20 protein-coding genes and 1 pseudogene are annotated in these 21,890 nt (G+C 43.5%); 12 read left to right on the top strand and 9 right to left on the bottom strand.

The window, feature by feature from the left end:
* Positions 1-18: 18 nt before the first annotated feature.
* From AY606_RS09660 to AY606_RS09645, 4 genes are all read left to right on the top strand, one after another.
* Positions 19-819 carry an SDR family oxidoreductase gene (locus AY606_RS09660; protein ID WP_249409239.1) on the top strand — a complete coding sequence of 267 codons (801 nt, stop codon included), beginning with the start codon at positions 19-21 and terminating at the stop codon, positions 817-819.
* A 75-nt stretch (positions 820-894) separates the two neighbouring features.
* Complete coding sequence (locus AY606_RS09655) at positions 895-2,109, top strand: multidrug effflux MFS transporter (protein WP_067867611.1); 1,215 nt, start codon at positions 895-897, stop codon at positions 2,107-2,109.
* A gap of 167 nt (positions 2,110-2,276) precedes the next feature.
* On the top strand, positions 2,277-3,617 hold the full coding sequence (locus tag AY606_RS09650; RefSeq protein ID WP_212838725.1) for an MFS transporter: 1,341 nt from the start codon (positions 2,277-2,279) through the stop codon (positions 3,615-3,617).
* A 111-nt stretch (positions 3,618-3,728) separates the two neighbouring features.
* On the top strand, positions 3,729-4,853 hold the full coding sequence (locus AY606_RS09645) for an FAD-dependent monooxygenase (RefSeq protein WP_067867608.1): 1,125 nt from the start codon (positions 3,729-3,731) through the stop codon (positions 4,851-4,853).
* A 64-nt stretch (positions 4,854-4,917) separates the two neighbouring features.
* Here AY606_RS09645 and AY606_RS09640 read toward each other — a convergent pair whose 3' ends face one another.
* From AY606_RS09640 to AY606_RS09610, 7 genes are all read right to left on the bottom strand, one after another.
* Positions 4,918-5,358, bottom strand: coding sequence for a DUF2147 domain-containing protein (locus AY606_RS09640; RefSeq protein ID WP_067867606.1), 441 nt, complete (start codon positions 5,356-5,358; stop codon positions 4,918-4,920).
* A gap of 320 nt (positions 5,359-5,678) precedes the next feature.
* On the bottom strand, positions 5,679-6,878 hold the full coding sequence (locus AY606_RS09635) for an MFS transporter (RefSeq protein WP_067867603.1): 1,200 nt from the start codon (positions 6,876-6,878) through the stop codon (positions 5,679-5,681).
* Positions 6,879-6,998: 120 nt separating this feature from the next.
* Positions 6,999-8,141, bottom strand: a complete 1,143-nt coding sequence (locus tag AY606_RS09630; protein WP_067867600.1) for an FAD-dependent monooxygenase — start codon at positions 8,139-8,141, stop codon at positions 6,999-7,001.
* Between the two features lie 19 nt (positions 8,142-8,160).
* A complete protein-coding gene (locus AY606_RS09625) occupies positions 8,161-8,988 on the bottom strand; it encodes an alpha/beta fold hydrolase (protein WP_067867597.1) in 828 nt (275 codons plus the stop codon).
* A 37-nt stretch (positions 8,989-9,025) separates the two neighbouring features.
* Entirely contained in the window at positions 9,026-9,454 is a 429-nt protein-coding gene (locus tag AY606_RS09620) for a lipocalin-like domain-containing protein (protein ID WP_067867594.1), read from the bottom strand.
* Between the two features lie 36 nt (positions 9,455-9,490).
* Positions 9,491-10,393 carry an alpha/beta fold hydrolase gene (locus AY606_RS09615; RefSeq protein WP_155858163.1) on the bottom strand — a complete coding sequence of 301 codons (903 nt, stop codon included), beginning with the start codon at positions 10,391-10,393 and terminating at the stop codon, positions 9,491-9,493.
* Positions 10,394-10,421: 28 nt separating this feature from the next.
* Entirely contained in the window at positions 10,422-11,399 is a 978-nt protein-coding gene (locus AY606_RS09610; RefSeq protein WP_067867591.1) for a VOC family protein, read from the bottom strand.
* Positions 11,400-11,598: 199 nt separating this feature from the next.
* Here AY606_RS09610 and AY606_RS09605 point away from each other — a divergent pair, with 199 nt between their 5' ends.
* The 3 genes from AY606_RS09605 to AY606_RS09595 all read left to right on the top strand — a co-directional run bounded on the left by AY606_RS09605 (position 11,599) and on the right by AY606_RS09595 (position 14,629).
* Positions 11,599-12,378: an alpha/beta fold hydrolase gene (locus tag AY606_RS09605; RefSeq protein WP_067867589.1), complete on the top strand. Its 780-nt coding sequence runs from the start codon at positions 11,599-11,601 to the stop codon at positions 12,376-12,378.
* A 25-nt stretch (positions 12,379-12,403) separates the two neighbouring features.
* Positions 12,404-13,648 (top strand): NAD(P)/FAD-dependent oxidoreductase, encoded by a 1,245-nt coding sequence (locus tag AY606_RS09600; RefSeq protein WP_067867586.1) that lies wholly within the window; start codon positions 12,404-12,406, stop codon positions 13,646-13,648.
* Positions 13,649-13,711: 63 nt separating this feature from the next.
* On the top strand, positions 13,712-14,629 hold the full coding sequence (locus AY606_RS09595; protein WP_067867583.1) for a LysR family transcriptional regulator: 918 nt from the start codon (positions 13,712-13,714) through the stop codon (positions 14,627-14,629).
* A 65-nt stretch (positions 14,630-14,694) separates the two neighbouring features.
* Here AY606_RS09595 and AY606_RS15790 read toward each other — a convergent pair.
* A pseudogene (locus AY606_RS15790) lies at positions 14,695-15,183 on the bottom strand (ISNCY family transposase); the annotation flags it as partial.
* A gap of 55 nt (positions 15,184-15,238) precedes the next feature.
* Positions 15,239-16,216 (bottom strand): GlxA family transcriptional regulator, encoded by a 978-nt coding sequence (locus tag AY606_RS09590; protein WP_067867580.1) that lies wholly within the window; start codon positions 16,214-16,216, stop codon positions 15,239-15,241.
* Positions 16,217-16,348: 132 nt separating this feature from the next.
* On the opposite strand from AY606_RS09590, the gene AY606_RS09585 reads away from it, so the two are divergent.
* The 5 genes from AY606_RS09585 to AY606_RS09565 all read left to right on the top strand — a co-directional run bounded on the left by AY606_RS09585 (position 16,349) and on the right by AY606_RS09565 (position 21,778).
* Positions 16,349-17,233 carry an MBL fold metallo-hydrolase gene (locus AY606_RS09585; protein WP_067867578.1) on the top strand — a complete coding sequence of 295 codons (885 nt, stop codon included), beginning with the start codon at positions 16,349-16,351 and terminating at the stop codon, positions 17,231-17,233.
* A gap of 84 nt (positions 17,234-17,317) precedes the next feature.
* Positions 17,318-17,863, top strand: a complete 546-nt coding sequence (locus AY606_RS09580) for a cysteine hydrolase family protein (protein ID WP_067867575.1) — start codon at positions 17,318-17,320, stop codon at positions 17,861-17,863.
* 315 nt (positions 17,864-18,178) lie between these two features.
* A complete protein-coding gene (locus AY606_RS09575) occupies positions 18,179-19,180 on the top strand; it encodes an ornithine cyclodeaminase family protein (protein WP_067867572.1) in 1,002 nt (333 codons plus the stop codon).
* Between the two features lie 74 nt (positions 19,181-19,254).
* Complete coding sequence (locus AY606_RS09570; protein ID WP_067867569.1) at positions 19,255-20,274, top strand: dihydrodipicolinate synthase family protein; 1,020 nt, start codon at positions 19,255-19,257, stop codon at positions 20,272-20,274.
* 10 nt (positions 20,275-20,284) lie between these two features.
* On the top strand, positions 20,285-21,778 hold the full coding sequence (locus AY606_RS09565; RefSeq protein WP_067867566.1) for an NAD-dependent succinate-semialdehyde dehydrogenase: 1,494 nt from the start codon (positions 20,285-20,287) through the stop codon (positions 21,776-21,778).
* The last annotated feature ends 112 nt before the right edge of the window (positions 21,779-21,890 follow it).

The raw sequence follows: 21,890 nt of genomic DNA, 5'->3' as shown, positions 1-21,890 counted from the left end.
TTTATTAAAGGAAAAAGCATGTTGTTACAGGATCATGTCGTTTTGGTGACGGGAGCAGGCTCTGGTCTCGGTTTGGGTATTGCACAATATTGTAAAAAACAAGGGGCTAAAGTTATTGTGACAGATGTTGCAGTAGAAAAACTTAATGAGATAGCTCAAAAATTCGATCAGGACGATTTGATTTTATGTTGTGATGTGACTAAAGCGACTGATCTTGTCCAGTGTAAGAAAGAAATCTTAAATAAATATCATAGGCTTGACGCTGTGATAGGGGCACAAGGTATTTTTGATGGCAACTTGCCTATAGCAAGCATGGAGCTTCAACATTTAGATCAATTATTTGATGAATTATTTAACGTCAATGTAAAAGGCTATTTGCTGACTGCGCATGTTTTTGCAGATGTATTAAAGGAAAATCATGGTGCAATGGTCTTTACGACGTCTACAGCTGCCTATGCTGCAGATGGCGGCGGTGCAGTGTATACAGCCACCAAGGGTGCAATCCGCAGCTTGATTCAGCAGCTTGCATTTGAGTTTTCGCCTGAAATACGGGTGAATGGTGTGGCACCCGCCGCTATTGGCAATAGCCAGCTCAAAGGTCCGAAAGCTTTGAATCTAGAACATCAAAAACAATCTGATATTCCGAAAGATGCTTTTTTAAATTTATTCCAGTCTATTAGTTTGCTGCAGGAATTGCCTGATGCAGAAGACTATGGTGCGTTGTATGCTTTTTTAGCTTCAAAGCAGAATAAGGTCATGACCGGGCAGACTATTGTGGCAGATCAAGGCTTGTTGAATCGAGCTGTTCTTACTCACTAGAACGCAAAACAACAATATTCCAGGATCTTGCAAACAGGTCCATGGATCGGTGCTGCCAAAAAAAGGATATACCGCATGACACAAGCTGTGACTGCACAAAAATATAGCCTGAGTTGGATTTTACTTTTGGCGCTATTAACAGCAATTGCGCCGCTATCCACAGACATGTATTTGCCAGCATTACCGGATATGGCAAAAGAATTTTCAGTTTCAACACTCTTGGTATCAAGTTCATTGCCAGCTTACTTTTTTGGGCTTGCCATTGGACAACTCATTTATGGCCCGATTAGTGACCGCATAGGCCGGAAAATACCGCTGATTTTTGGTCTTAGCCTGCATATTGTTGCCAGTATATTGTGCATATATGCAGATGATTTGCAGACATTACTGATTGTTCGTGTATTACAAGCTTTAGGAAGTTGTGTGGGCTTGGTATTAGCCCGAGCTGCCATTCGTGATGTGCTGGATACCAACTCTGCTGCCAAGGCCTTTGCCAGTATGATGATTGTGATGGGAGTTGCGCCTGTGATCGCGCCGACCTTAGGTGCTTGGCTGCTGCTGTTTTTCCATTGGGATGCTATTTTTATTGCTCTATCACTATTAGGTGTAATTAGTCTGGTCTGGGTGATTTTCGGTTTCAAAGAAACCTTAGCGGCAGATCGGCGTTTAAAGCTCTCCTTCAAGCACGTATTCCAGCTGTATATAAGAATTTATCAGGATCCAAGCTACCGTTTTCCCATGCTCGCTGGCTGTTTCAGTTTTGGTGTATTGTTCTGTTATATCAATGCAGCATCGACAGTGTTAATGGACAGCTATCATTTGAATGAACAGCAATTTGCTTATGCTTTTGGTTTGAATGCAGTCGGGACTATGTTTTTGTCTGCCATGAATCATAAGCTGGAACATAAATATTCTGTGCTGCAACGATTGGGTATGGGCGGTATGGTGCAAATTTTTGGCGTATTGTTACTGTTCATTGCTGCATTACTGCCGCAAGCAGGTCTGCCATTGGTATTAGCCGGTTTGTTTTTAGCTGTTGCAGGCATTGGTCTGACTGCACCGAACTCGACAGCTCTGGCAATGTCACAGCAAGGTAGACAGGCCGGTTCGGCTAGCGCCTTGATGGGCGGGCTGCAATTTTTCTTTGGCTTGCTCAGCGGAATATTGCTGAATTTCCTGCCTGGGTCAGCGCTCCTGAATTTGAGCATAGCCATGCTGATTTTTGTATTTTGTACCAATGTTTCCATTCGCGCGGCGAAGCGATTTTTTAATATGCAACCTGCTGCATAAACCACAGTTTCCTTGGTTTGCCGCCTTTTAAAGGCGGCTTTTTTTCACCTATGTTATCTATTTTAAATATATCTAATATCCAGCTTGACCCATCATTATAGATACAGGGTTAGGCTATGCTGAACCGAGAAATGGATGTTTGCACTGCATACAATAAGGATAGAAAGATGCACATACAAACTTTTTTGGATCAGCAAAAATGGTCAGGTTTTCAAAGCCTAATTTTTGCCATGATGTTTTTGGTGGCTTTTTTTGACGGTATGGATACCGCAGTCATGGGCTATATTGCCCCGGATTTAATCCGTGAATGGCACATCAGCAAGGCCGATATTATCCCGCTTCTCAGCGCTGCACTCATTGGCGCTGCCATCGGTGCAATCATTCTAGGTCCATTAGCAGATAAGTTTGGACGCAAAACATTATTACTGGTGTCCGTGTTTATTTTTTCTGTGGGCTGCATTCTATCCAGTTTTGCAGAAAATCTGATCCAGCTGGAAATACTGCGCTTTATTACCGGATTAGGTTTAGGCGCGGCTTTGCCCAACGCCGTAACCCTGCTTTCAGAATATTGTCCGGTACATAAACGGGCCTTTATCGTCAACACCATGTATTGCGGTTTTCCCATTGGTGCAGCAGTCGGTGGTTTTGTGGCTGCTTATATTATTCCGCACTTTGGCTGGGAAAGCATGTTGCTGATCAGCGGGATAATGCCTTTTATTTTGATGATATTTATGCTGATACTTTTGCCAGAATCAGTGCGCTATCTATTGCTAAAAAAAGGAAAAGAACAGCACATTCAACAGATCTTAGGCAAAATAAATCCATCGGCAAATCAACAGCATTTTCAGCTGGAACACAGCAGTTGCATTACTTCCATATTCAAGGCGATGAAAACCGTATTTTCAGCTAAATATGCCGTGGGCACGCTGAGTTTATGGACCTGTTTTTTTTCAGGTTTGATGATTTTCTACGGTATTGTCAACTGGATGCCGCTGCTGTTTAAAGAAGCGGGCATGCCTGCTCATTTAGGCCCGATTGTAGCGGGCCTGTTCGCATTGGGCGGTGTAGGGGCCATGCTGAATGGCTGGTTGATGGACCGCTTTAACGGCAATTATGTGATTGCCGCCTGCACTTTTTTTACAGCGATATGTATCGCGATGATTGGCCCAGCAGTACATTGGTCTTTAACTGGGTTTATTGTACTGATGATCAGTGCTGGAACGCTTCAAAACACGGCCCAGTCTTCTTTGCCTGTTTTGGCAGCGAAGTTCTATCCGACTGAAGCCAGAACTACGGGTGTGTCATGGATGTGCGGCATTGGCCGTTTTGGCGCAGTTGCCGGCACCATGTGCATGGGCTATATGGCGAATAACAACATGACTTGGACGCAAATTTTTATGCTATTGGCCATACCGGCAGTGGTTATGACCGTTTGTATGCTGATTAAAAATATTGCTGAAAATGTAGCGGAAGACAAAGATACTTCTGCAGGTTTTGCAAAAGAATAATGCTTTTAAGGTCATTAGGTTTGACTGGCTGAACGAAATAATCATTCAGCTATTTATTTATGAAAAACAGCGCAGGCAGCGCTAAACAGGAACACACTCAAGGAATTGAATATGAAAATATTAGTTTTAGGCGGCGGTATTGGCGGTATGGCGGCAGCCATTAAACTTAAGCAGTCCAACCATGACATCGAACTGGTTGAAAAAACAGAAGACTGGAAAGCTTTAGGCACAGGTTTAACACTTTCTGTGCTGACCTTGCGTGCGCTCTGTGATTTAGGGGTGCAAGATGAAATTGCAGCGCAAGGTTTTGTACATGATGGCGTTGATATTTATGATCAAAACGGCAATTTTATCCGCACCGTGCTCTCCAAGCGTGTAATTGCCGATGATTTCCCATCTGAGGGCGCAATTCTGCGTCCTGTACTGCATGATATTTTATCTTCTAAGGTTCGTTCCCTCGATATTCCTGTTTTTCTTGGAGACAGTGTTGCGAGTCTGCAAAGTACTTTAGAACAGGGCAGTTTTGTGCAATTTGAAAGTGGCCGGACTGCGCATTATGATTTGGTGATTGGCGCAGATGGGGTCTTTTCTAAACTGCGTCAATTGCTTATGCCAGAACTGGCAGCGCCTGAATATACCGGGCAAGCCTGCTGGCGTTTGCAGTTTGACCGTCCAGAGGATATTGTCCGTGGACGTATGTTCCAGTCTGAAAAAATAAAAGTAGGCTTTAACCCTTGTAGCCCAACACAAATGTATATGTACATGATGGAGTGTGTACCCAAAGACCAAGTATGGCGTGAACCTGAAGTATTGCCGAAAATGGCGAAAGAATTGCTGCACGAGTTCGAAGCTGTGCTGAAACCTTATATTGACTCAATTGATGAAAATACCCCAATTATTTACCGTCCTTTAGAGCGTGTGATGGTAAACAGTAACTGGCATCGTGGTTCAACGATTCTCATTGGCGATGCTGTACATGCCACAACACCGCATTTAGGTTCAGGTGCGGGATTGGCTGTTGAAGATGCCATTGTCTTGGCAAAACTGTTAGATGAATATGGGAATGATTTAGAAACTGTATTCGAGCAGTTCATGCAAAAACGCTTGGCACGTGCGCAGTTTGTGGTTGAAACATCGGGTGAAATTGGCCGTATGGAAATTGAAGGTGGTTCGATGCTCGAACGAAGTATGTTGTTGGCGAAGGGCTTTGAGCAGGTGACCAGGGCATATTTATAAAAATATATAATAATTAAGCATAAAAAAAGCCTGGATCAAACAGGCTTTTTTTATGCGCTATAAATTAATTGCTATTACGAATTCTGATCCAAGACAGTTTTCGGCTGGCTTTTTCTGCATCGGAAGGGCTGCGCAGAATCAGGGTATTGCCATTGCGGCTGACTTTGCCATTAATGTTATAGCGCTGCTGAGCCGCAGGATCAAACACTTGCCCAGAGATAAATTTATAAGGATCATTTGGGTCTGGTTTTAAATCAAATAATAAGTGAAAGCCTTTCAGTGAGCTCAAATTCTGTGTCGGCACATTGGGCGCATTAAATGCTTCGATAATATGTCCATTGTATAAAGAATTGCTATTTTTGCTGATTTTAACTTTCACCAAAGTGAAGCCGCTTTTGTCATCAATAACTCTCCAGTTTCCCGTTAAATCTAAAGCGGGTTTGGCATATAGTGCAGCAGAACAGAGTACAATACATCCTGCGCTGAATATCCCTTTCAGTTCCATGGTTGTTCCTTAAGCTTAAAATAAAGTATGGATTCATTAACCAAGAGCCAAATTTAAAAATATATTAAAAAATAGTAGCTTAGTTTAATGAAGCGCATTGAATATAAAATATACAGATAGGTGGGGCAAGTGCCAAAAGGCTTAAAACTTTTTATTGGAAAAGATATCAGTTATCAAATATTTAGATAGTGAGATTTAGCTTCTGCTTTTATAGAAAATCGCAGTATTTTAGCTTTTTTAAGTTGAAAATAAAAAAGTCAGGCTCATGGAAAACCTGACCAAAATGAAATAAACACTAAAATTAAATGAATATCCATATATTAAATGGCAGGACGGCGATCACTGGTTGCGAGTTTTGCCACTGGAATATTGGTTTCACCTGCCAAGACCGCTTTACGGGTTTGACTAAACAAATAAACTTGTACCGCAACAATAATACAGCAGGCATAACCAATTGCTTCGAAGCCAATAAACTTCACGATGGTGCCACTAATAAAGGGCGCAACTGCTGCACCGACCATGAGCATTGCAGGGGTACCCGCCACAGCACGACCTGTTGGGTCTAAACGTGCTAATAAGCCAAAGGCAAAGGTATGCACAAATAAAATGGTGAATGCCATCATCGGGCCCGCAAATGCAAACACGGAATAATGATGGGTTTGTGTAGTGAGTAGCGCAAAGATGGCTTGGAAAATAGGACCAAAAGCAATGATTGCAGTGACACTCACTTTATTTTGTAAAAGTGCAGCCAACGGTGCAGGAAAAATGGTGACGATACCGTAAATCACCAAAGCCATAGTGACCATGTCTCGGCTAAAGCCACGTTCTAACCCAATTCGTTCATAGAAACTCAAAGTCATGGCTTGGGTCATTGCCAGCAGTGCTACACCCACCATACAGAACCACACTGGTTTACCCAGGGGTGGTAGATGTTTAATTTGATCAAAATTATCAAACGGGACGGGTTTGGTCGGCTTGGGAAAGAACAATAGACAAGCCAATGTTGCCAAAAGCATGACACCAGCCATGACATAAAACATGCTCTGACCACCAAACTGTTGAATCGCGCCTGGTGTACCCCCTAAAAAGATTACCCCAAAAATACCAATGGCTAAGCCGGCAAAACCGAAAACACGATGTGGATTAATCGCATGCCCCATAGTGCCATGCGTCACACTGAGTGCCGTACCCGCAGCAAGACCCCCGATAAAATGTAAGCCAGCCAAGACTGGAAAACTGGTATTCATTCCAGCAATGACAAAGCTGAGTGCTGCTAAGGCAAAACCTATAACGGCAGCTAGTTTGACATGTACACGGTTAAAACGTGGTGCAAAGAAAATACTTGCACCTGCAGCACCAATCAGAAACAGCGTGGCTAAACCACCTGCTTGCTGAGGGTCAAATTGATAATATGCAATTAAGGTACCCACCCAAATTGGCAGTGCGACTAAATCTAGCATACCGGCACAATGTGCCATCATGAGTGCAAACATCCCACGCTTGCTTTCGATACGAACCATAATGCTGCTCCTTTAGCATGCAAATAATTGTGAGCTCTTCACTGAGCTTGTTGCTTAGACGGCTGTCTATCATTGTTGTTTTAAAAAATAAGCCCCGAACAAATTATTCGGGGCTTTGGACTAAATCGCTTCTTTTAAAATTTCGAGCGCGTGGCTGACGATTGCAGTTTGCTGCTCTACTGGAGCACGCTGCTGTTCTAAACGTCCAATTTCCATCGAGCTTTGTGTGACCAAACGGCAGCGTTGTTCACGGCGCTGCATAAACTCAGCAAAAGCGGCATCGACATTGGCTTGTTTATCAAAAATTTCCGCTAAAACTAGCGCATCTTCTATGCCCATACCGGCACCAGAGGCCAATTGCGGTGTGGTTGGATGGGCAGAATCACCAATTAGCAAAACTTTGCCCAAATACCAAGGTCCCGGCAGGTCAAAGCACTCGAGTGGACGGAAATTGATGTTTGGATTATCTGCTTCAGTTAAAGATTCACGAATGTCCGCCAGAATACCGTCATAGCCTTCAAGCAATTGTTTTAAGTTTTTGTAGTTGTCTTCTGGCTCTTGCCAGCGTTGCGGGCAGCGTTCGAGTAAGAACATGTACATATGCTCTTTAGACACGGGGGTAAAACCGACTTTGACAGGCCCACCCAAGAAATAGGTGCGACGTTCAACCGATGCTGGACGTTTTAAAAATAAACGCCAGCAGCTTTGACCGGTATATTCGGCTTTCGGTGCATCAGGAAATAGCAGTTGGCGGGTTTTTGACAGTACGCCATCTGAACCAAGGACAAAATCATAACGGCCCGTTGAACCATCACTGAATGTCACGGTTACGCCCGTATCATCTTGATCAAACGCATCAGCAGTCAGCCCCAAACGCATTTGAATACCAGCATCTTTGACATATTTATGCATGATCGAATGCATGGTTGGACGCATGATGCCACCACTGCCAGCTGTGTCTGAGCCTTCAAGCATCGGTGTAGGTAAAATACGTAGCGGATTACCTTGTGGGTCACAGACCTGGATACCATCGCCAACATATGCCTGTTCAGTGACTTCGTCATATACGCCAAGCTGTTTCAGTGCACGTAAAGTTGGTCCAGTAATGGTTAAGCCCGCACCAAGTGCGCCCCAGTTTGGATTGATATCAATAAGATCAATGTCGATCCCAATCCGAGACAGGGTAATGGCAGATGCCATACCTGCTGTTCCTGCACCTATAATCAGGGCTTTTTTGCCGGCAGCGGCAGATTTTTGAGTCATCTGAGTCTTCCTTGATTCATTATGCTTTTAAAAAGTTAGCGACTAACTGAGTAAAACTTTTTGCATGTTCAATTTGGGTCCAGTGACCACACTGGCTGAAAATATGTAATTGGCTGCTTTCAATCCAGTTCAACATGGTGAGTGAAGTCGAGAGTGGGATCACTTTGTCATCACGGCCATGTACCATTAGGGTTGGCTGTTTAATCTGACGAATGGCCTGTTCAGAATGAGACATCGCTTCGACCCATTGCTGGCGTGGAGCAGGGAACATACGTTCATAAGCACTGCGGGTATCTTCCTTGGTGCTGGCGATATAACGCATTTGCACCAGATCATCGCCGACCAAATTTTGGTTGTAAGCGAAGATTTTCATAATCGCTTGCATGTTTTCAAACGACGGGGTGTAGCCCCATACGGCATCAAGCCCAGCGGTGAGTTCAAACGGAACACCGACACTGCCCATCAAAATCAGTTTATTCACGCGTTCAGGATGATAAATGGCCAAAGCTAAAGCCATTGATCCGCCAAAGGAATTGCCAATCACATTGACTTTTTCTAGTCCCAGTGCATCGAGAAAATCCACCATCTGTTTCAGCCACGTATCGCGGTTGAAGGTGATCTCTTCAGGAAAGGTGCTGTAACCAAAGCCGGCAAAATCTGGTGCCAATAGACGGTAATCATTTTGCAGCGCTTGAATAGTCAGGCGCCAATTTGCCCATGCACTGACACCGGGTCCTGAACCATGGAGAAGCAAAATAGGTTCACCTTGCCCGATATCGTGATAATTGGTTTGAATGGCACCACACTGAACGCTTTTACCAATTTCAGGATTTGTCATCGTATTCATATTCATTCCTTGAAAATTTAAAGAAAGCTATAACAAGTTAACCGCGTTTCCACAGCAACAGGGCTGTACGGGCTTCAGAGGTATTTTCTTCTAGGCGAGCTGTTAGGCTAAGTTGACCCTGCTCATCAAATTGAAAGCTGCGTTTTTGCTGTCCGCCAATCCAGTTCGGAAAAAGACTTAAATCTACAAAATGGGTCACCGTGTCATTCTCGATGCTGTAGCGTCCGGCATAAGACATCATGCTGTTATACGCGCCTGCTTTTTCTGCATCAGAGGCATTCCATTGACCACCGGTGCTAAAGTTGGCACGATCTGGTCGGCAGATCATGCAGCTCATAAAGCCGTCTGCGGTGTATTGAATAATCCCTTGCGGTGCATCACCCATGGGCAATATTTGGCGCCCGTCATCATAGTTTTGGGCAAAAGTCACCAGTTCCCAGCGACCGGTTAAATCAACATTCGACATTTTTTCTTCCTTAAATTTGAACCATTCAATGTGTTTTTAAGCCTTTTGTGCCAATAAGAATTCAGTCACGACGACGTTATGAATCTCGGCACTTTCAAATTGCGCCCAATGCCCGGTATCTTCGGCACAGTAAAATTGACCGTGCTGAACCTGGTCTGCGATGTGCTGACCTAAAGCAGCGGGGGTACGGTTGGCATCGCCCCAATACACCAGGGTGGGGGCTTGAATCTGTTTGGCTAAAGCGTCGGTCACGGTGTGTTTTTGAATGCTTTGACCGGATAAATATTCGGTAATAAAAAGTTTCTGCACTTCAGCTAAAGCGGGCTGACGGTACAACGCTTGACGCACCTGAATGGCTTCATCTGTCAGGCGTTCAGGCTGGGCTAAAATACGTGCCATTCGGGTACGTACATTGTCAAAGCTGGGGTTATTCAGTACTTCAATTGAACTGGGCAAATTGGCTGCCCAATGCGGTTCGACATACTCAGGAATTGCACCTTCATTGGGGCGATAACCCATAGTCGTAGTGAGCACCAAACGATCGACTTTTTCAGGGTATTGAATTGCGAGTTGCATCGCGACCCAACCGCCCATCGACTGACCTTCAAAATGGGCACGTGGAATATTCAGCTGCTGCATAACATCCAAAATTTGATCAATCAGTACAGGAATGACTTCGTGATCAAAGCCTGTGGTCTGCGAACGGCCATGCCAGATAAAATCTAACGCAATGACATGAAAATGTTCTGCCAGTGCAGGAATGTTGCGGGCATAATTTTCCAGATGTCCGCCCGTGCCATGCAGTAAAAACAGGGCAGGTGCAGCAGGATTTCCGGCCTCTAGAATACGGCTTTTGTATTTGCCTTGAATAATGCGTACATCTGAATGAATCAGTTGTACCCAGTAATGTTCTGCTTCGGTATGAACAATGGCATTCATAATTTTGTCCTTTCTCAAAAATGCAGCCTTAGTCTTCGAGGGCTTGCGCTTTACTTTGTGAGATCGGGCCGCGCAGGGTGCCATCCGATTTTTCCAAGCCAAAGGTCCATTCGGTAAAGATGTGCGCTTCGGCGGCAAAGTCTGTCGATTCCCAATCTTCAGTGACAATGTCTTCATCGGCTGCATATTCCCAAGCACCGCCAAATGGGCTGAGGAAATACCAGAAGCATGCAGAAGAGACACGGTGTCGTCCTGGGCCGGCAAATGTGGTCCAGCCTTGGCTGTCGATGTGCTGTCCACCAAAAATGACTTCATGAATATCACGGACTTTAAATGCGAGATGGTTGAAGCGCGTACCCTGTGCTTTGCCATTCATAAAGAACAGATGGTGATGGTTACCTTCGGCTGAACAGCGGATAAACACACCGCGGTCGGCATAACGATCGGAGACTAAAAAGCCAAGGCGTTCTAAATAGAATTTTACGGCATCACCGGCATGATCAACGCCAATTGCGAGGTGACTGATTTCATAAGGCTGCGCTTTGTTATAACGCGGTGCACGGCTATTCACACGTTTCGGTTGGCTAGGCGAGTTAAACTGGGTATCGGAAAATGGCACATAACTGCGCTGTGCAATACGAAAAGCAATGCGGATGCCTAAGTCATCTTGACTATGTACGGTGCCATCGGCATCAATTATCACTTCACGGTCGCGACCTAGCTCCGTAGCAATCGCATCAAGGCTGGCTTGGTCTTCAACACCCCAAACCATTTCACACATCCCGCTTGGACTACCAATGGGTGTGCAGGCAGGATTTGATGGGTCTGCTTGAAAGATTTCCACTTGTGAATTGTCGATGGTCACAAAAAGGTAGCTGTCATTGTGATCACTTTCGATTTGCGTTAAGCCCCAATCATCTGCAAAGCGAAGGGCATCTTCTAACTGTTCAACACCAAAACGTATACGGTCTAAGCCTTTTATTTTAAAATCTTTTGCTACAGTCATCTCATACTCCATTGGTCATGACCAAAGTTTTACATTCCTTGGTCCTTACTCTACGAAGCATGGGCATGTGAAAATAGCATCTAAGCCATAAATCAGTTATGCATTTTATGGATATCTGATTTAGGATTTCAATGCTTGGATGGATTGCTCATTTTTGTTTAATTAGCTGAAAACAAGATATGAGTGGAGTTCAACTGACATGAGGTCATTCCCGTTATTTCATCATCAGGTTCAAGGCAAGCCAGATGCACCTTGGGTGACTTTTATCCCCGGTATAGGCAATGATGCAAGCTTTTGGGCGGTACATGCTGAAATACTGGCAGCAGATTATCAGGTGCTGACTTTTGACCCTTGGGGGCATAATCTCAGTCCCTTACCGCCAGAACCCTGTTCCTATCAAGCCATTGTAGATGGGGTGATTGCACTGTGGGATCATCTCGGGATTGAAAAAAGTAGTGTGGTTGGCTTGGGTTTTGGTGGCTCGGTGTCTTTATCTTTGGGAGTGACGTATCCCCAGCGGATTGAAAAAATTGTGGCCTGCTGCTGCCGACCACGCCAACCCAATGACCGCCATGATTTTTGGCGTGATCGCTGTGCCAAAGCACGGGCCAATGGCTTGGATAAATTGGGTGATATTACGGTTGACCGCTGGCTGTCTGACGACTTCCGCCAGTTGCATCCCGAAGTGGATCAGCAATTACGCGCCATGATTAAACGCACCACCGTCGAAGGCTATTGCGCGTATGTAAATGCGTTTATTGAAATGGATTTTTCCAAACAATTGGGACAAATCACAGCACCGGTATTATTGCTTGCCGCTGAACATGATCATGGCGGTGGGCCGGTGGAAGATATGCAAGCCATGGCAGCGCAATTACCGAATGCACAGCTCAACATCATTCAAGGCAGTGGACATATCTGCAACTTTGAAGCGCCTGATCAAGTCGCGACTCAGCTGAAGAATTTTTTTAAATCTTAAATGATTTTCATGGAGTGAAATCACTATGCATAAAAATAAAAAAGTCGTCATCATTGGCGGTGGACATGCCGGCTGTGCCTGCGCCAAAGCACTGCGCCACGAACAGTTTAATGGTGACATTATCCTGATCAGCAATGAGTCTGAGTTGCCGTATCACCGTCCACCATTGTCGAAAAGCTTTATTAAAGATGCAGATGAGCTGGACTTGTCCAAACTGTGTCTACAGCCAGAAAACTTTTATGAAAAATACCAGATTGATTTGCGTTTAAATACTGCGGTCAGTGAAATTGATCCCGATGAAAACGTGATCAAGCTCTATCATGGCGATCTGATTGAATATGATTATTTGGTCTTGGCCATGGGTACGCGTCCGCGTCAGTTGCCTTTACCCGGTACGGAACTGCAAGGCGTGATGAGCCTGCGGACTTTACAGGATGCACGTCAGCTGCGTACAGCGCTGAATAGCACTAAAAATGTGGTGATTATTGGCGGCGGTTTTATTGGTCTGGAGTTGGCATCGACCGCACGAAGTTTGGGTAAAAATGTTACCGTGCTTGAGCATATGCCACGTGTTCTGGGTCGTTCCGTGTCGCCATTAGTGTCAGATTATATTGCCGAGATTCACCGTAAAAATGGTATTCAGATTGAAACAGGTGCATTTATTAATGAATTTGTCGGGGAAAATGGCAAAGTCACAGGCGTACGCTGTGCCAATGGAGTGATTCCCGCCGAATTGGTATTGGTCGGTGTGGGTGCAATTCCTAATACCGAGCTTGCAGAACAGGCCGGTATTCAATGTGATAATGGCATCAGCGTCAACCGTACCATGCAAACCAATATTGCCAATATTTTTGCGATTGGAGACTGTGCCAATCATGAAAACCATTTTGCAGGGGATAGACGTATTCGTTTAGAGTCCGTGCAAAATGCCAATGATCAGGCCATTACTGTAGCGAAATTTGTCATAGGACAGCCTGAAGACTATAAAAATGTACCTTGGTTCTGGACAGACCAAGGTGATATCCGCCTGCAAATGACCGGTTTATCATTTGATACCAGTGATTATGTGATTCGTGGGGACATGAAAAGCGGACGTTTTTCGGTATTCCATTATGCTAAAGATAAACTTGTTGCCATTGATTCGGTTAATCAACCTGTAGATCATATGATGGCGCGTAAGTTGCTTGAAGCAGGTATTACGCCAAGTAAGCATCAAGTTGCGGATATTCATACCAATTTAAAGAGCCTTTTGGCCCTAAGTTCGGTATAAATAGCCAAACCAATCTGGGGATTTGATTGGTTCTACATATGAAAGATCAATAGGGAAATATGCATGCAATCGATTCTGGATTCTAAATGGCTGGTTTTTATTAAGGTTGCAGAGCTGGGCAGCTTGTCCAAAGCCGCGCATGCCTTTAATGTACCGCAGTCCATGATCAGCAGGCATATTGCCCAACTGGAAGAGCAGTGTGGAACTCGCTTGTTTAAACGCACAGGCCGCGGTGTGGTTCTGACCGAACTGGGTTATGAGTTATTGCCTCGCATTATTAATCTGGCGATTGAGTGCGGTACCATTGAAGATGATATCCGGACTTATGGCGGTCAACCCATTGGGGAAGTTCGTGTCGGTTTATTACCTGCTTTAGTGCGCCAGCTTTCAGGTGCACTCTATAGTTATGTTAAAAAGAATTATCCTCGTATTGATTTGCATTTAAGTGAAGGTGCAAATGTTCACTTAGAAGAAATGATTGAGGAAGGCCGCATCGACATGGCGCTGCTGCTTCGTGAAGGCGAGGTGATTAAATCGGAAGAAGCGGTGATTGCGGAGTTTGGCCTAATGCTGGTAGGTGAAGCCAATGACCCTTTGGTGGAGCAGCCGACCATTAAGCTGAGAGATTTACAGGATTTACCACTCATTGTTCCAAGCCGTCCGCATCCGCTACGTGCTCGTTTAGATCAGTTGGCACGGCAGATGGATTATAAATTTGACTGTGTGGTGGAAGCGGACTCGAATCGTTTACAGCATGAGATTGTGGCAGCGGGTGGAGGTTATGCCATTTCTTCAGGTTTGTTTGGTTTGGAAAATCAGCAGCGTTTAGCCGCAAGTTTGATTGTAGAGCCTGAGCTTTCGCGCAGCGTGGTGCTAGCGCATACCATTCGACGCCCGAATACTCGAGCTTCACGTGTAATTCAGCAGTGGTTTGAGAAGCAGGCACCTCTGATTTTAAAAGGGATGATTGTGAATCGGTGAGTGTGTACGCAATTTGTGTTATTCCTAAGTAGAAATATCCTACTGAATAACCACATAGAAATGTCCTATAGGGACATTTCCAACTCAAGCACAGGATTCAATATCGTTGTTGAAGCGCTATTTTCTGTGTACGTCTACGTGGCATAGATTGAGAATGATTGCATTTGTTTTGCTGTTCTCAGTCTTCATGCTGTTGCTGGATATGATTCAGAACACGCCCCCTAACCGTTTGTTCTCAACGATCTCTCGCTGATTCAGCTGACTTAATTTATCGAAGATGCTGTAATTGATCTTCCGACCTTCATGCATGATAGCTACAGTACCATCCGGATATTCTAGAAACTCAAGATACTTGCCGATCAACCTGTGATTTTCTTCTGTGTTTTCCAGAAGGTATACACATTTATCATAAGTAATGGTAATGGTCAGGCTGTTCGTAACTCTGCGGGGTTCACGCCAGGTAAAATATCATCTAATTCCTAGGCTGTTTCAGTGACAGTCCGGTGTAGATCCTTGGGATTAAAGCCCATCTTGGCAAATTTACGATTAATCTTTTATACGAAGCTTAAAAAAATGGGGATCTAGAGTCCTCGTTTCATATAAGCGCCATTATGTTAAATGGGGCGGATTATTCTCATTAATGATTCCAAAAGCTTTTCTCCATGCCTGAGGGCTGGTGTTATATTTTTCACGAAATTTCTTTCTAAATGACACTGTATTATTAAAACCTGAAAGCTCAGCGATCTTTTCGATAGACAAGTTTTTCGTTTCTAATAATTCACAACTTAATCTGATTCTTTCAGTATTTAGCCAATCCACTAATGTCATACCTGTCGCTTTCTTAAAATGCCGTGTGAATGTCCTACGTGTCATATGTGTTCGTTCAATCAGGCTTTCAATATTATGTTGTACAGCTAAATTCTTTCTTAAAAAATCAAGTAATAGGTTAATTTGTGCATCTTGGCTCGATTCTGCTACTGGCTGTTCAATAAACTGAGCTTGCCCACCTTCACGGTGAGGCGGAATTACCATTACTCTAGATACTTTATTCGCAATTTGTGCATTATAAATTTCACGTACCAAGTACAAGCAGCAGTCTAACGCTGCGCCTGTTCCAGCAGAGGTTACGATCCTTTGGTCTTCTACATACAGGGCATCATTATCAAGCTGAACCTGTGGAAACCGCTCACTAAAATCTTGTTCAGCCATCCAGTGCGTAGCGGCTTTTTTATGGTCGAGCAAACCAGCATATGCCAATGCATAAGTTCCATAGCATAACCCTACAATTCTAATTCCAGTCTGATATACACAATTTAGAGCATCGATAAGTACCTGTTCAGGCTTGTGATTAAAATCATCCCATCCAGGAATAATAATAAGATCCGACTCTTTAATGAGTTCGATCCCACCATCAGGGATAATTATCATAGACTGTTCTGTTTTTACGGGTTGGCCATCTATAGAAAAGATTTTAAGGTCAAATAATGGCTTATCTTCAATTTTGATATTGAAGATAATGTGGGGGATAGAGAAGTGAAATGGATTTATATTGGGATAAACGAACAATCCAATCACTGGAATAGCCATTAAACTTACCTCTCTAAAATAATGAATATAGCATGTTGTCCCAATAGTTTCGATGATTGTCCTTAAGGACAATTTTTTTGTTTGATGATTTCTATCATGATCTAAGTATGACTAAATGGTTGGATCTAGAACATGAATAAAATTTTAAGTAGCTCTGTTATTACACTGTCTCTGGCAATAGCTTCAGTCCATTTATATGCGAATGATAATGTGGTTCAGCGAGATACCTCTAAAGTTACGCATATACAAGAAATTCGCAATGCAACGGTTAAAGTAACCTATGCTGATACAACTTTTTTAATTGACCCAATGTTTGCGAAAAAGGGCTTCTATGAAGGATTTCCTGATACTCATCGTAGCTATTTACGCAATCCATTAGTCGATTTGCCTATCAAGCCTGAAACGATTTTAGAAGGTGTAGATGCGGTAATCGTGACCCATACCCATTTAGATCATTGGGATGATGCAGCACAAGCGACTATTCCGAAAAACATACCTTTGTTTGTACAAAATACAGAAGACCAAAAAGTCATTCAGTCACAAGGCTTCAAAGATGTTCGTGTATTAACGCAAGCGACTTTTGAAGGGATTAAGCTCAATAAAACTGGTGGTCAACACGGTACTGATGCCATGTACCGTATTCCTAAGCTTAAAGCTGGATTAGGCGAAGCAATGGGTGTGGTATTTGAAGCTGCTGGCCATGAAACGGTTTATGTAGCTGGTGATACCATTTGGCATTCTGAAGTTGATCAAACGATTCAAAAATTTAAACCTGATGTGATTGTATTGAATACAGGTAACGCCTTGGTTAATGGCTTTAAAGAATCCATTATTCTGGGTAAAGAAGACACTTATCGCGCAACTCAGAAAGCACCAAATGCCAAAATTATTGCTGTTCATATGGATGCCATTAACCACATGTCGGTAACACGTGCTCAGCTTGCAGAATATGTAAAAGACAAAGGAATCCAAGATAATGTTTTAATTCCTATCGATGGTGAAACACTTTCTTTCTAAAGTAACTTAAAGAAGTGGAATGCTTCCACTTCTTTAAAATCCTAAGTAGAACAAAATAAATATGAGTTAAGTAAAGGAACAGATATGTCAAAATCAGCTTTATTAGTTATCGACTTACAAAATGAATATCTACCTACAGGTAAATTACCATTGGTAAATATTGAACAAGCCGCTGCTAATGCAGTGAAAGTAATTGCTAAAGCCCGTGAACAAGGCACTCAAATAATTCATGTCCAACATATTTTTGCTAATAATGAATTTCCTGCATTTGAACCTGATTCAAATGGTATTGAGTTTCAAGATACCGTTAAGCCAAAAGCAGATGAAACCGTAATTGTTAAAAATTACGTCAACTCATTCTTAAATACGAATCTCAAACAAGTCTTAGATACAAATGACGTAACTGAATTAGTCATCATTGGTGCTATGAGCCATATGTGTGTTGATGCTGCTGTACGTGCTGCTTCTGATTTTGGTTATAAGGTAAAAGTTATTCATGATGCTTGTGCAACACTCGACTTAGAATTTAATGACGTCAAAGTACCTGCTAGCCATGTCCATGCAACATTAATGGCCGCTTTTGAATTTGCATATGCTCAAGTGATATCAACTGAAGCTTATGTTAGCTAAAGAGTAAGAATTTCTAAAATTAACATAATACAGCTTATACGAAATAACCTTTTTTATTCCTTTTAAATCATAATTTTATAATATTTTTGACAGCCTAAGTCTACGGAGTTGGGCGCTTTTTATGATTTTTCATGTTCCATCTTTAATATTTAAACCATTTTGCATGCAATTACTTAGGTAATATTTATAAATTAAGAGGCCAACATTCTTTTTATATTTATCCATTTTATAGATATCTGCTTTACACCTTACATGCTAGCTCCGCATATCAGACATCAGTACATTAGAAAAAAATGACTGAAACGGAGTTCAGCAGTGAACAACGCACACCCTCCAACCTTATTTATTAATGATGATCATGTGGCAGAACTCGCAACATGGTCAAGCGCGATCGAAGCGCTAACTGATGCCTATAGCCAACCTATTTCTAATGCCATGGTGCCACCACGCACAATGGCGCGCGGGGATGGATTCTGGCTACGCAGCCTTTGTGCAGTATCACCATCGAAAGAATATATGGGCTGTAAACTCATCGCCGCTAGTCCAAAAAATAAAAAAGCCAGCTACCTCATTTCATTGTTCGATCAAGACACCATGCGTCTTGCCGCTCTGATTGATGGCAACCGTATTACGGACATCCGTACCGCAGCAAGTTCAGCTGTTGCCGTGAATGCGTTGGCAGGTACAGAAAAATTTGATATCGCAATTCTAGGTTCAAGTGCACTTGCACGTAGCCATTTACATGCACTGAATGCCACAGGTCGTATTGCAAAAGTACGTGTCTTTAGCCCAACAGAAGCGAATCGTGAAAAACTCGCTCAAGAATTTGCAGAACTGTATGGCTTAGACATTCAAGCCGTCGCAAGTCCAGAAGAAGCTGTAAAAAATGCCAATGTTGTAGTGTGTGCATCACGTAGCCGTGACGGTGGGCCAGTATTTGATGCTGCATGGCTAGAGCCGGGCATGACTATTGTTTCAGTGAGTTCAACATTGCCAGAACAGCGCGAACTGGATGTAGCAACCATGCAGGCAGCACATTTAATTGTGGCGGATATGCCGGAAGAAGTGATTCATGAAACAGGCGATTCACTTGTGGCAATCGAGCAAGGCTGTGATGTGGCGGCAAAAACCGTATCGCTGTCTGATGTGATTTCAGGTCAAGTCAAAATACGCAACACGCCGGAAGATATTGTGATTTACAAATCCGTCGGTTCAGCCCTGCAAGACATTGTTACCGCAGAAATGCTGTTACGTAATGCGAAAGCTGCGAATAAATATCAAGAGATGAATGACAGCATTGTCACCATCGACCGTTGATACAACATTTTTAAACACATATTTAAAGACATAGCAATTTAAGAAAACCCCCATACAGGGAAAGGAGAATTTTGATGGCTCAATATAAACGCAGTGAAGCACGTGCATGGGCAAAACAACATTTAAAAGGATGTTCGTCTGTAACCATTCCAAGTTATAGCCAGGATTTAAGCCGTTTAAATGAAAAAGGGATTCGCCACGATATCCAAAAAGTCATTGATCTGGGTTACACCTATACCTTGCTGTGTACAGAAGTTGCGATTACGCCAGAAGAGAATGCACAATTTACCGCATGGGCAAAAGATCAGGCTGGCGACAAACTGGGCTTATTCTTCCATGCAGGCTTTGGCACACTGGAAGAAAATATTCGAGCAGTAAAACTGGCGGAAAAAGCCGGTGCAGATATCGTACTGTTGTCATATCCATCAAATTTCTGGCCGACTTCAGAACAAGACATTTATGACTACACCAAAGCTTTCTGTGATGCGACAGATCTAGGGGTGATGTTGTTTGCTATTCCACTTTGGGGCTTTGAACGCGTCCATCCACAAGGGATGTCACCAGAACTGATTCAGCGCTTAATTGATGATTGCCCGAACGTGGTGTCTTTAAAAGCAGAACAGGGCTTTCCGCACATTGCTGGTTTAGTCGATAGCTTTGAACGTTTTAATGATCAAATTGTCGTGACCTGTCCTATTGAAAGTGACGTAATTCCATTGCTCCGTTACATGGATATGCAATTCTCAGGAACCAGCTATACGCAGTGGATGGGTGATCATTTTGTGAAAACCTTTAATCTAGCTAAAGAAGGCAATTTTGACGAAGCCATGAAACTGTACTGGCAAGCACAGCCTGCGCGTGGTGCGGTAGGTGCAGCAACAGGCGCTTATATGGCGGGTTCAAACTACATTAACCGTGCACATTGGAAATACATGGACTGGTTGGCAGGCTTTAATGGCGGCCCATTACGTGCACCGATTGCCCGTATTCCAGACCGTCAAATGAAAGTGCTGCGCCAAGGTTTGATGGCATCAGGTTTGCCATGCACCAATGCTCCAGACAGTGAATTTCTGGTTGGCCGTTTTCCAGAGTAAGGAATAAATCATGAATAGCTTCGCAGCATTAAACCCAGCAGATTTGCTGAAAGATCCAAGCCTTTGGAAAACCGGCGCATTTATTAATGGTCAGTGGTTGCAAGACACTGCGCATGGCACATACAGCTTAAACAATCCGGCAACGGGTGCAGAGTTGGTGAAACTGCCACGCTGTAAGGAAGAAGAAACCAATTTTGCGATTGAAAGTGCACAAAAGGCATTTGAAAAATGGCGTAAAACCACTGCAAAACAACGTTCGGAAATTATCCATCGTTGGTATCAGCTGGTTTTAGAAAATAAAGAAGACTTAGCCACGATTATCACTCTAGAAGAAGGCAAGCCTTTAAGTGAGGCACGTGGTGAAATTGATTATGCCAATTCATTCTTGCAGTGGTTTGCCGAAGAAGCAAAACGTATTCGTGGTGATGTGTTGCCTGCACCAAAAGATACGCAGCGTATTGTGGTATTAAAGCAGCCAATTGGTGTCTGTGCAGCGATTACTCCTTGGAATTTCCCTGCAGCAATGATTACCCGTAAGGCAGGGCCGGCATTGGCTGCGGGTTGTACCATGGTGGTGAAGCCTGCAAGCCAAACCCCAATGACTGCGTTGGCACTGGCAGAACTTGCCCACCGTGCCGGTGTGCCAGAGGGGGTGTTCAGTGTGTTAACGGGTAACGATACGCGCATCATTGGCGGGATTCTGACATCGCATCCATTAGTACGCAAAATTACCTTTACCGGTTCGACGGAAGTCGGTCGCACGTTATTGGAACAATCTGCTGCCACCATTAAAAAATGTTCAATGGAACTGGGTGGCAATGCACCATCAATTGTATTTGATGATGCAGACTTGAACCTGGCAGTAGACGGCGTGATTGCCTCTAAATTCCGTAACACGGGTCAAGCGTGTATTTCTGCCAATCGTATTTATGTGCACGATGCCATTTACGATGAATTTACAGAGAAATTGGCAGCCAAGGTTAAAGCTTTAAAAGTCGGTAATGGCTTAGAAGAAGGTGTGGTCCAAGGCCCGCTGATTGATGCTAATGCCGTGAAGAAGGTCGAATCGCATATTAGCAATGCATTAGAGCACGGTGCATCTGTGGTGTGCGGTGGTCGTCGCAGTGAATTGGGCGGATTCTTCTTTGAACCAACTGTTTTGAAAAATGTGACCAAAGACATGCTGATTGCACATGATGAAACCTTTGGCCCAGTGGCACCTTTAATTCGCTTTAGTTCTGAGCAAGAAGTAATTGCACAAGCCAATGATTCGGAATTTGGTTTGGCAGCATACCTTTATAGTCAAAATTCTGCACGGGTATGGCGTACATCGGAAGCTTTAGAAGCGGGCATGATCGGCATCAATACAGGACTCATTTCCAATGAAGTTGCGCCATTTGGTGGTGTGAAACAGAGTGGTTTAGGCCGTGAAGGTTCACATTATGGCATCGATGAATTCTTGGAAATGAAATACATGTGTTGGGATGGATTGTACACAGACTAAGTCAATCGTCAATTAGTCTTAGATCTAATATAGCGCTGAAGTGTATTTGTAGAGAATACATTTCAGCCCTATCGCCGGTGCATGAAGCACTTCAAAAAGTATTAAAAAACGA

Origin of the sequence: Acinetobacter sp. SFB (assembly GCF_001647545.1) — a bacterium.
Taxonomy (GTDB): domain Bacteria; phylum Pseudomonadota; class Gammaproteobacteria; order Pseudomonadales; family Moraxellaceae; genus Acinetobacter.
This window is presented reverse-complemented; position numbering and strand designations above follow the sequence as displayed.

Excerpts from the sequence above, each read along its gene's own strand:
- AY606_RS09585 (WP_067867578.1), top strand. The coding sequence starts at position 16,349 with ATGAATAAAATTTTAAGTAGCTCTGTTATTACACTGTCTCTGGCAATA.
- AY606_RS09595 (WP_067867583.1), top strand. The coding sequence starts at position 13,712 with ATGCAATCGATTCTGGATTCTAAATGGCTGGTTTTTATTAAGGTTGCA.
- AY606_RS09580 (WP_067867575.1), top strand. The coding sequence starts at position 17,318 with ATGTCAAAATCAGCTTTATTAGTTATCGACTTACAAAATGAATATCTA.
- AY606_RS09630 (WP_067867600.1), bottom strand. The coding sequence starts at position 8,141 with ATGACTCAAAAATCTGCCGCTGCCGGCAAAAAAGCCCTGATTATAGGT.
- AY606_RS09605 (WP_067867589.1), top strand. The coding sequence starts at position 11,599 with ATGAGGTCATTCCCGTTATTTCATCATCAGGTTCAAGGCAAGCCAGAT.
- AY606_RS09615 (WP_155858163.1), bottom strand. The coding sequence starts at position 10,393 with ATGAATGCCATTGTTCATACCGAAGCAGAACATTACTGGGTACAACTG.
- AY606_RS09565 (WP_067867566.1), top strand. The coding sequence starts at position 20,285 with ATGAATAGCTTCGCAGCATTAAACCCAGCAGATTTGCTGAAAGATCCA.
- AY606_RS09610 (WP_067867591.1), bottom strand. The coding sequence starts at position 11,399 with ATGACTGTAGCAAAAGATTTTAAAATAAAAGGCTTAGACCGTATACGT.
- AY606_RS09645 (WP_067867608.1), top strand. The coding sequence starts at position 3,729 with ATGAAAATATTAGTTTTAGGCGGCGGTATTGGCGGTATGGCGGCAGCC.
- AY606_RS09600 (WP_067867586.1), top strand. The coding sequence starts at position 12,404 with ATGCATAAAAATAAAAAAGTCGTCATCATTGGCGGTGGACATGCCGGC.
- AY606_RS09635 (WP_067867603.1), bottom strand. The coding sequence starts at position 6,878 with ATGGTTCGTATCGAAAGCAAGCGTGGGATGTTTGCACTCATGATGGCA.
- AY606_RS09660 (WP_249409239.1), top strand. The coding sequence starts at position 19 with ATGTTGTTACAGGATCATGTCGTTTTGGTGACGGGAGCAGGCTCTGGT.
- AY606_RS09570 (WP_067867569.1), top strand. The coding sequence starts at position 19,255 with ATGGCTCAATATAAACGCAGTGAAGCACGTGCATGGGCAAAACAACAT.
- AY606_RS09620 (WP_067867594.1), bottom strand. The coding sequence starts at position 9,454 with ATGTCGAATGTTGATTTAACCGGTCGCTGGGAACTGGTGACTTTTGCC.
- AY606_RS09650 (WP_212838725.1), top strand. The coding sequence starts at position 2,277 with ATGCACATACAAACTTTTTTGGATCAGCAAAAATGGTCAGGTTTTCAA.
- AY606_RS09625 (WP_067867597.1), bottom strand. The coding sequence starts at position 8,988 with ATGAATACGATGACAAATCCTGAAATTGGTAAAAGCGTTCAGTGTGGT.
- AY606_RS09655 (WP_067867611.1), top strand. The coding sequence starts at position 895 with ATGACACAAGCTGTGACTGCACAAAAATATAGCCTGAGTTGGATTTTA.
- AY606_RS09590 (WP_067867580.1), bottom strand. The coding sequence starts at position 16,216 with ATGGCTATTCCAGTGATTGGATTGTTCGTTTATCCCAATATAAATCCA.
- AY606_RS09640 (WP_067867606.1), bottom strand. The coding sequence starts at position 5,358 with ATGGAACTGAAAGGGATATTCAGCGCAGGATGTATTGTACTCTGTTCT.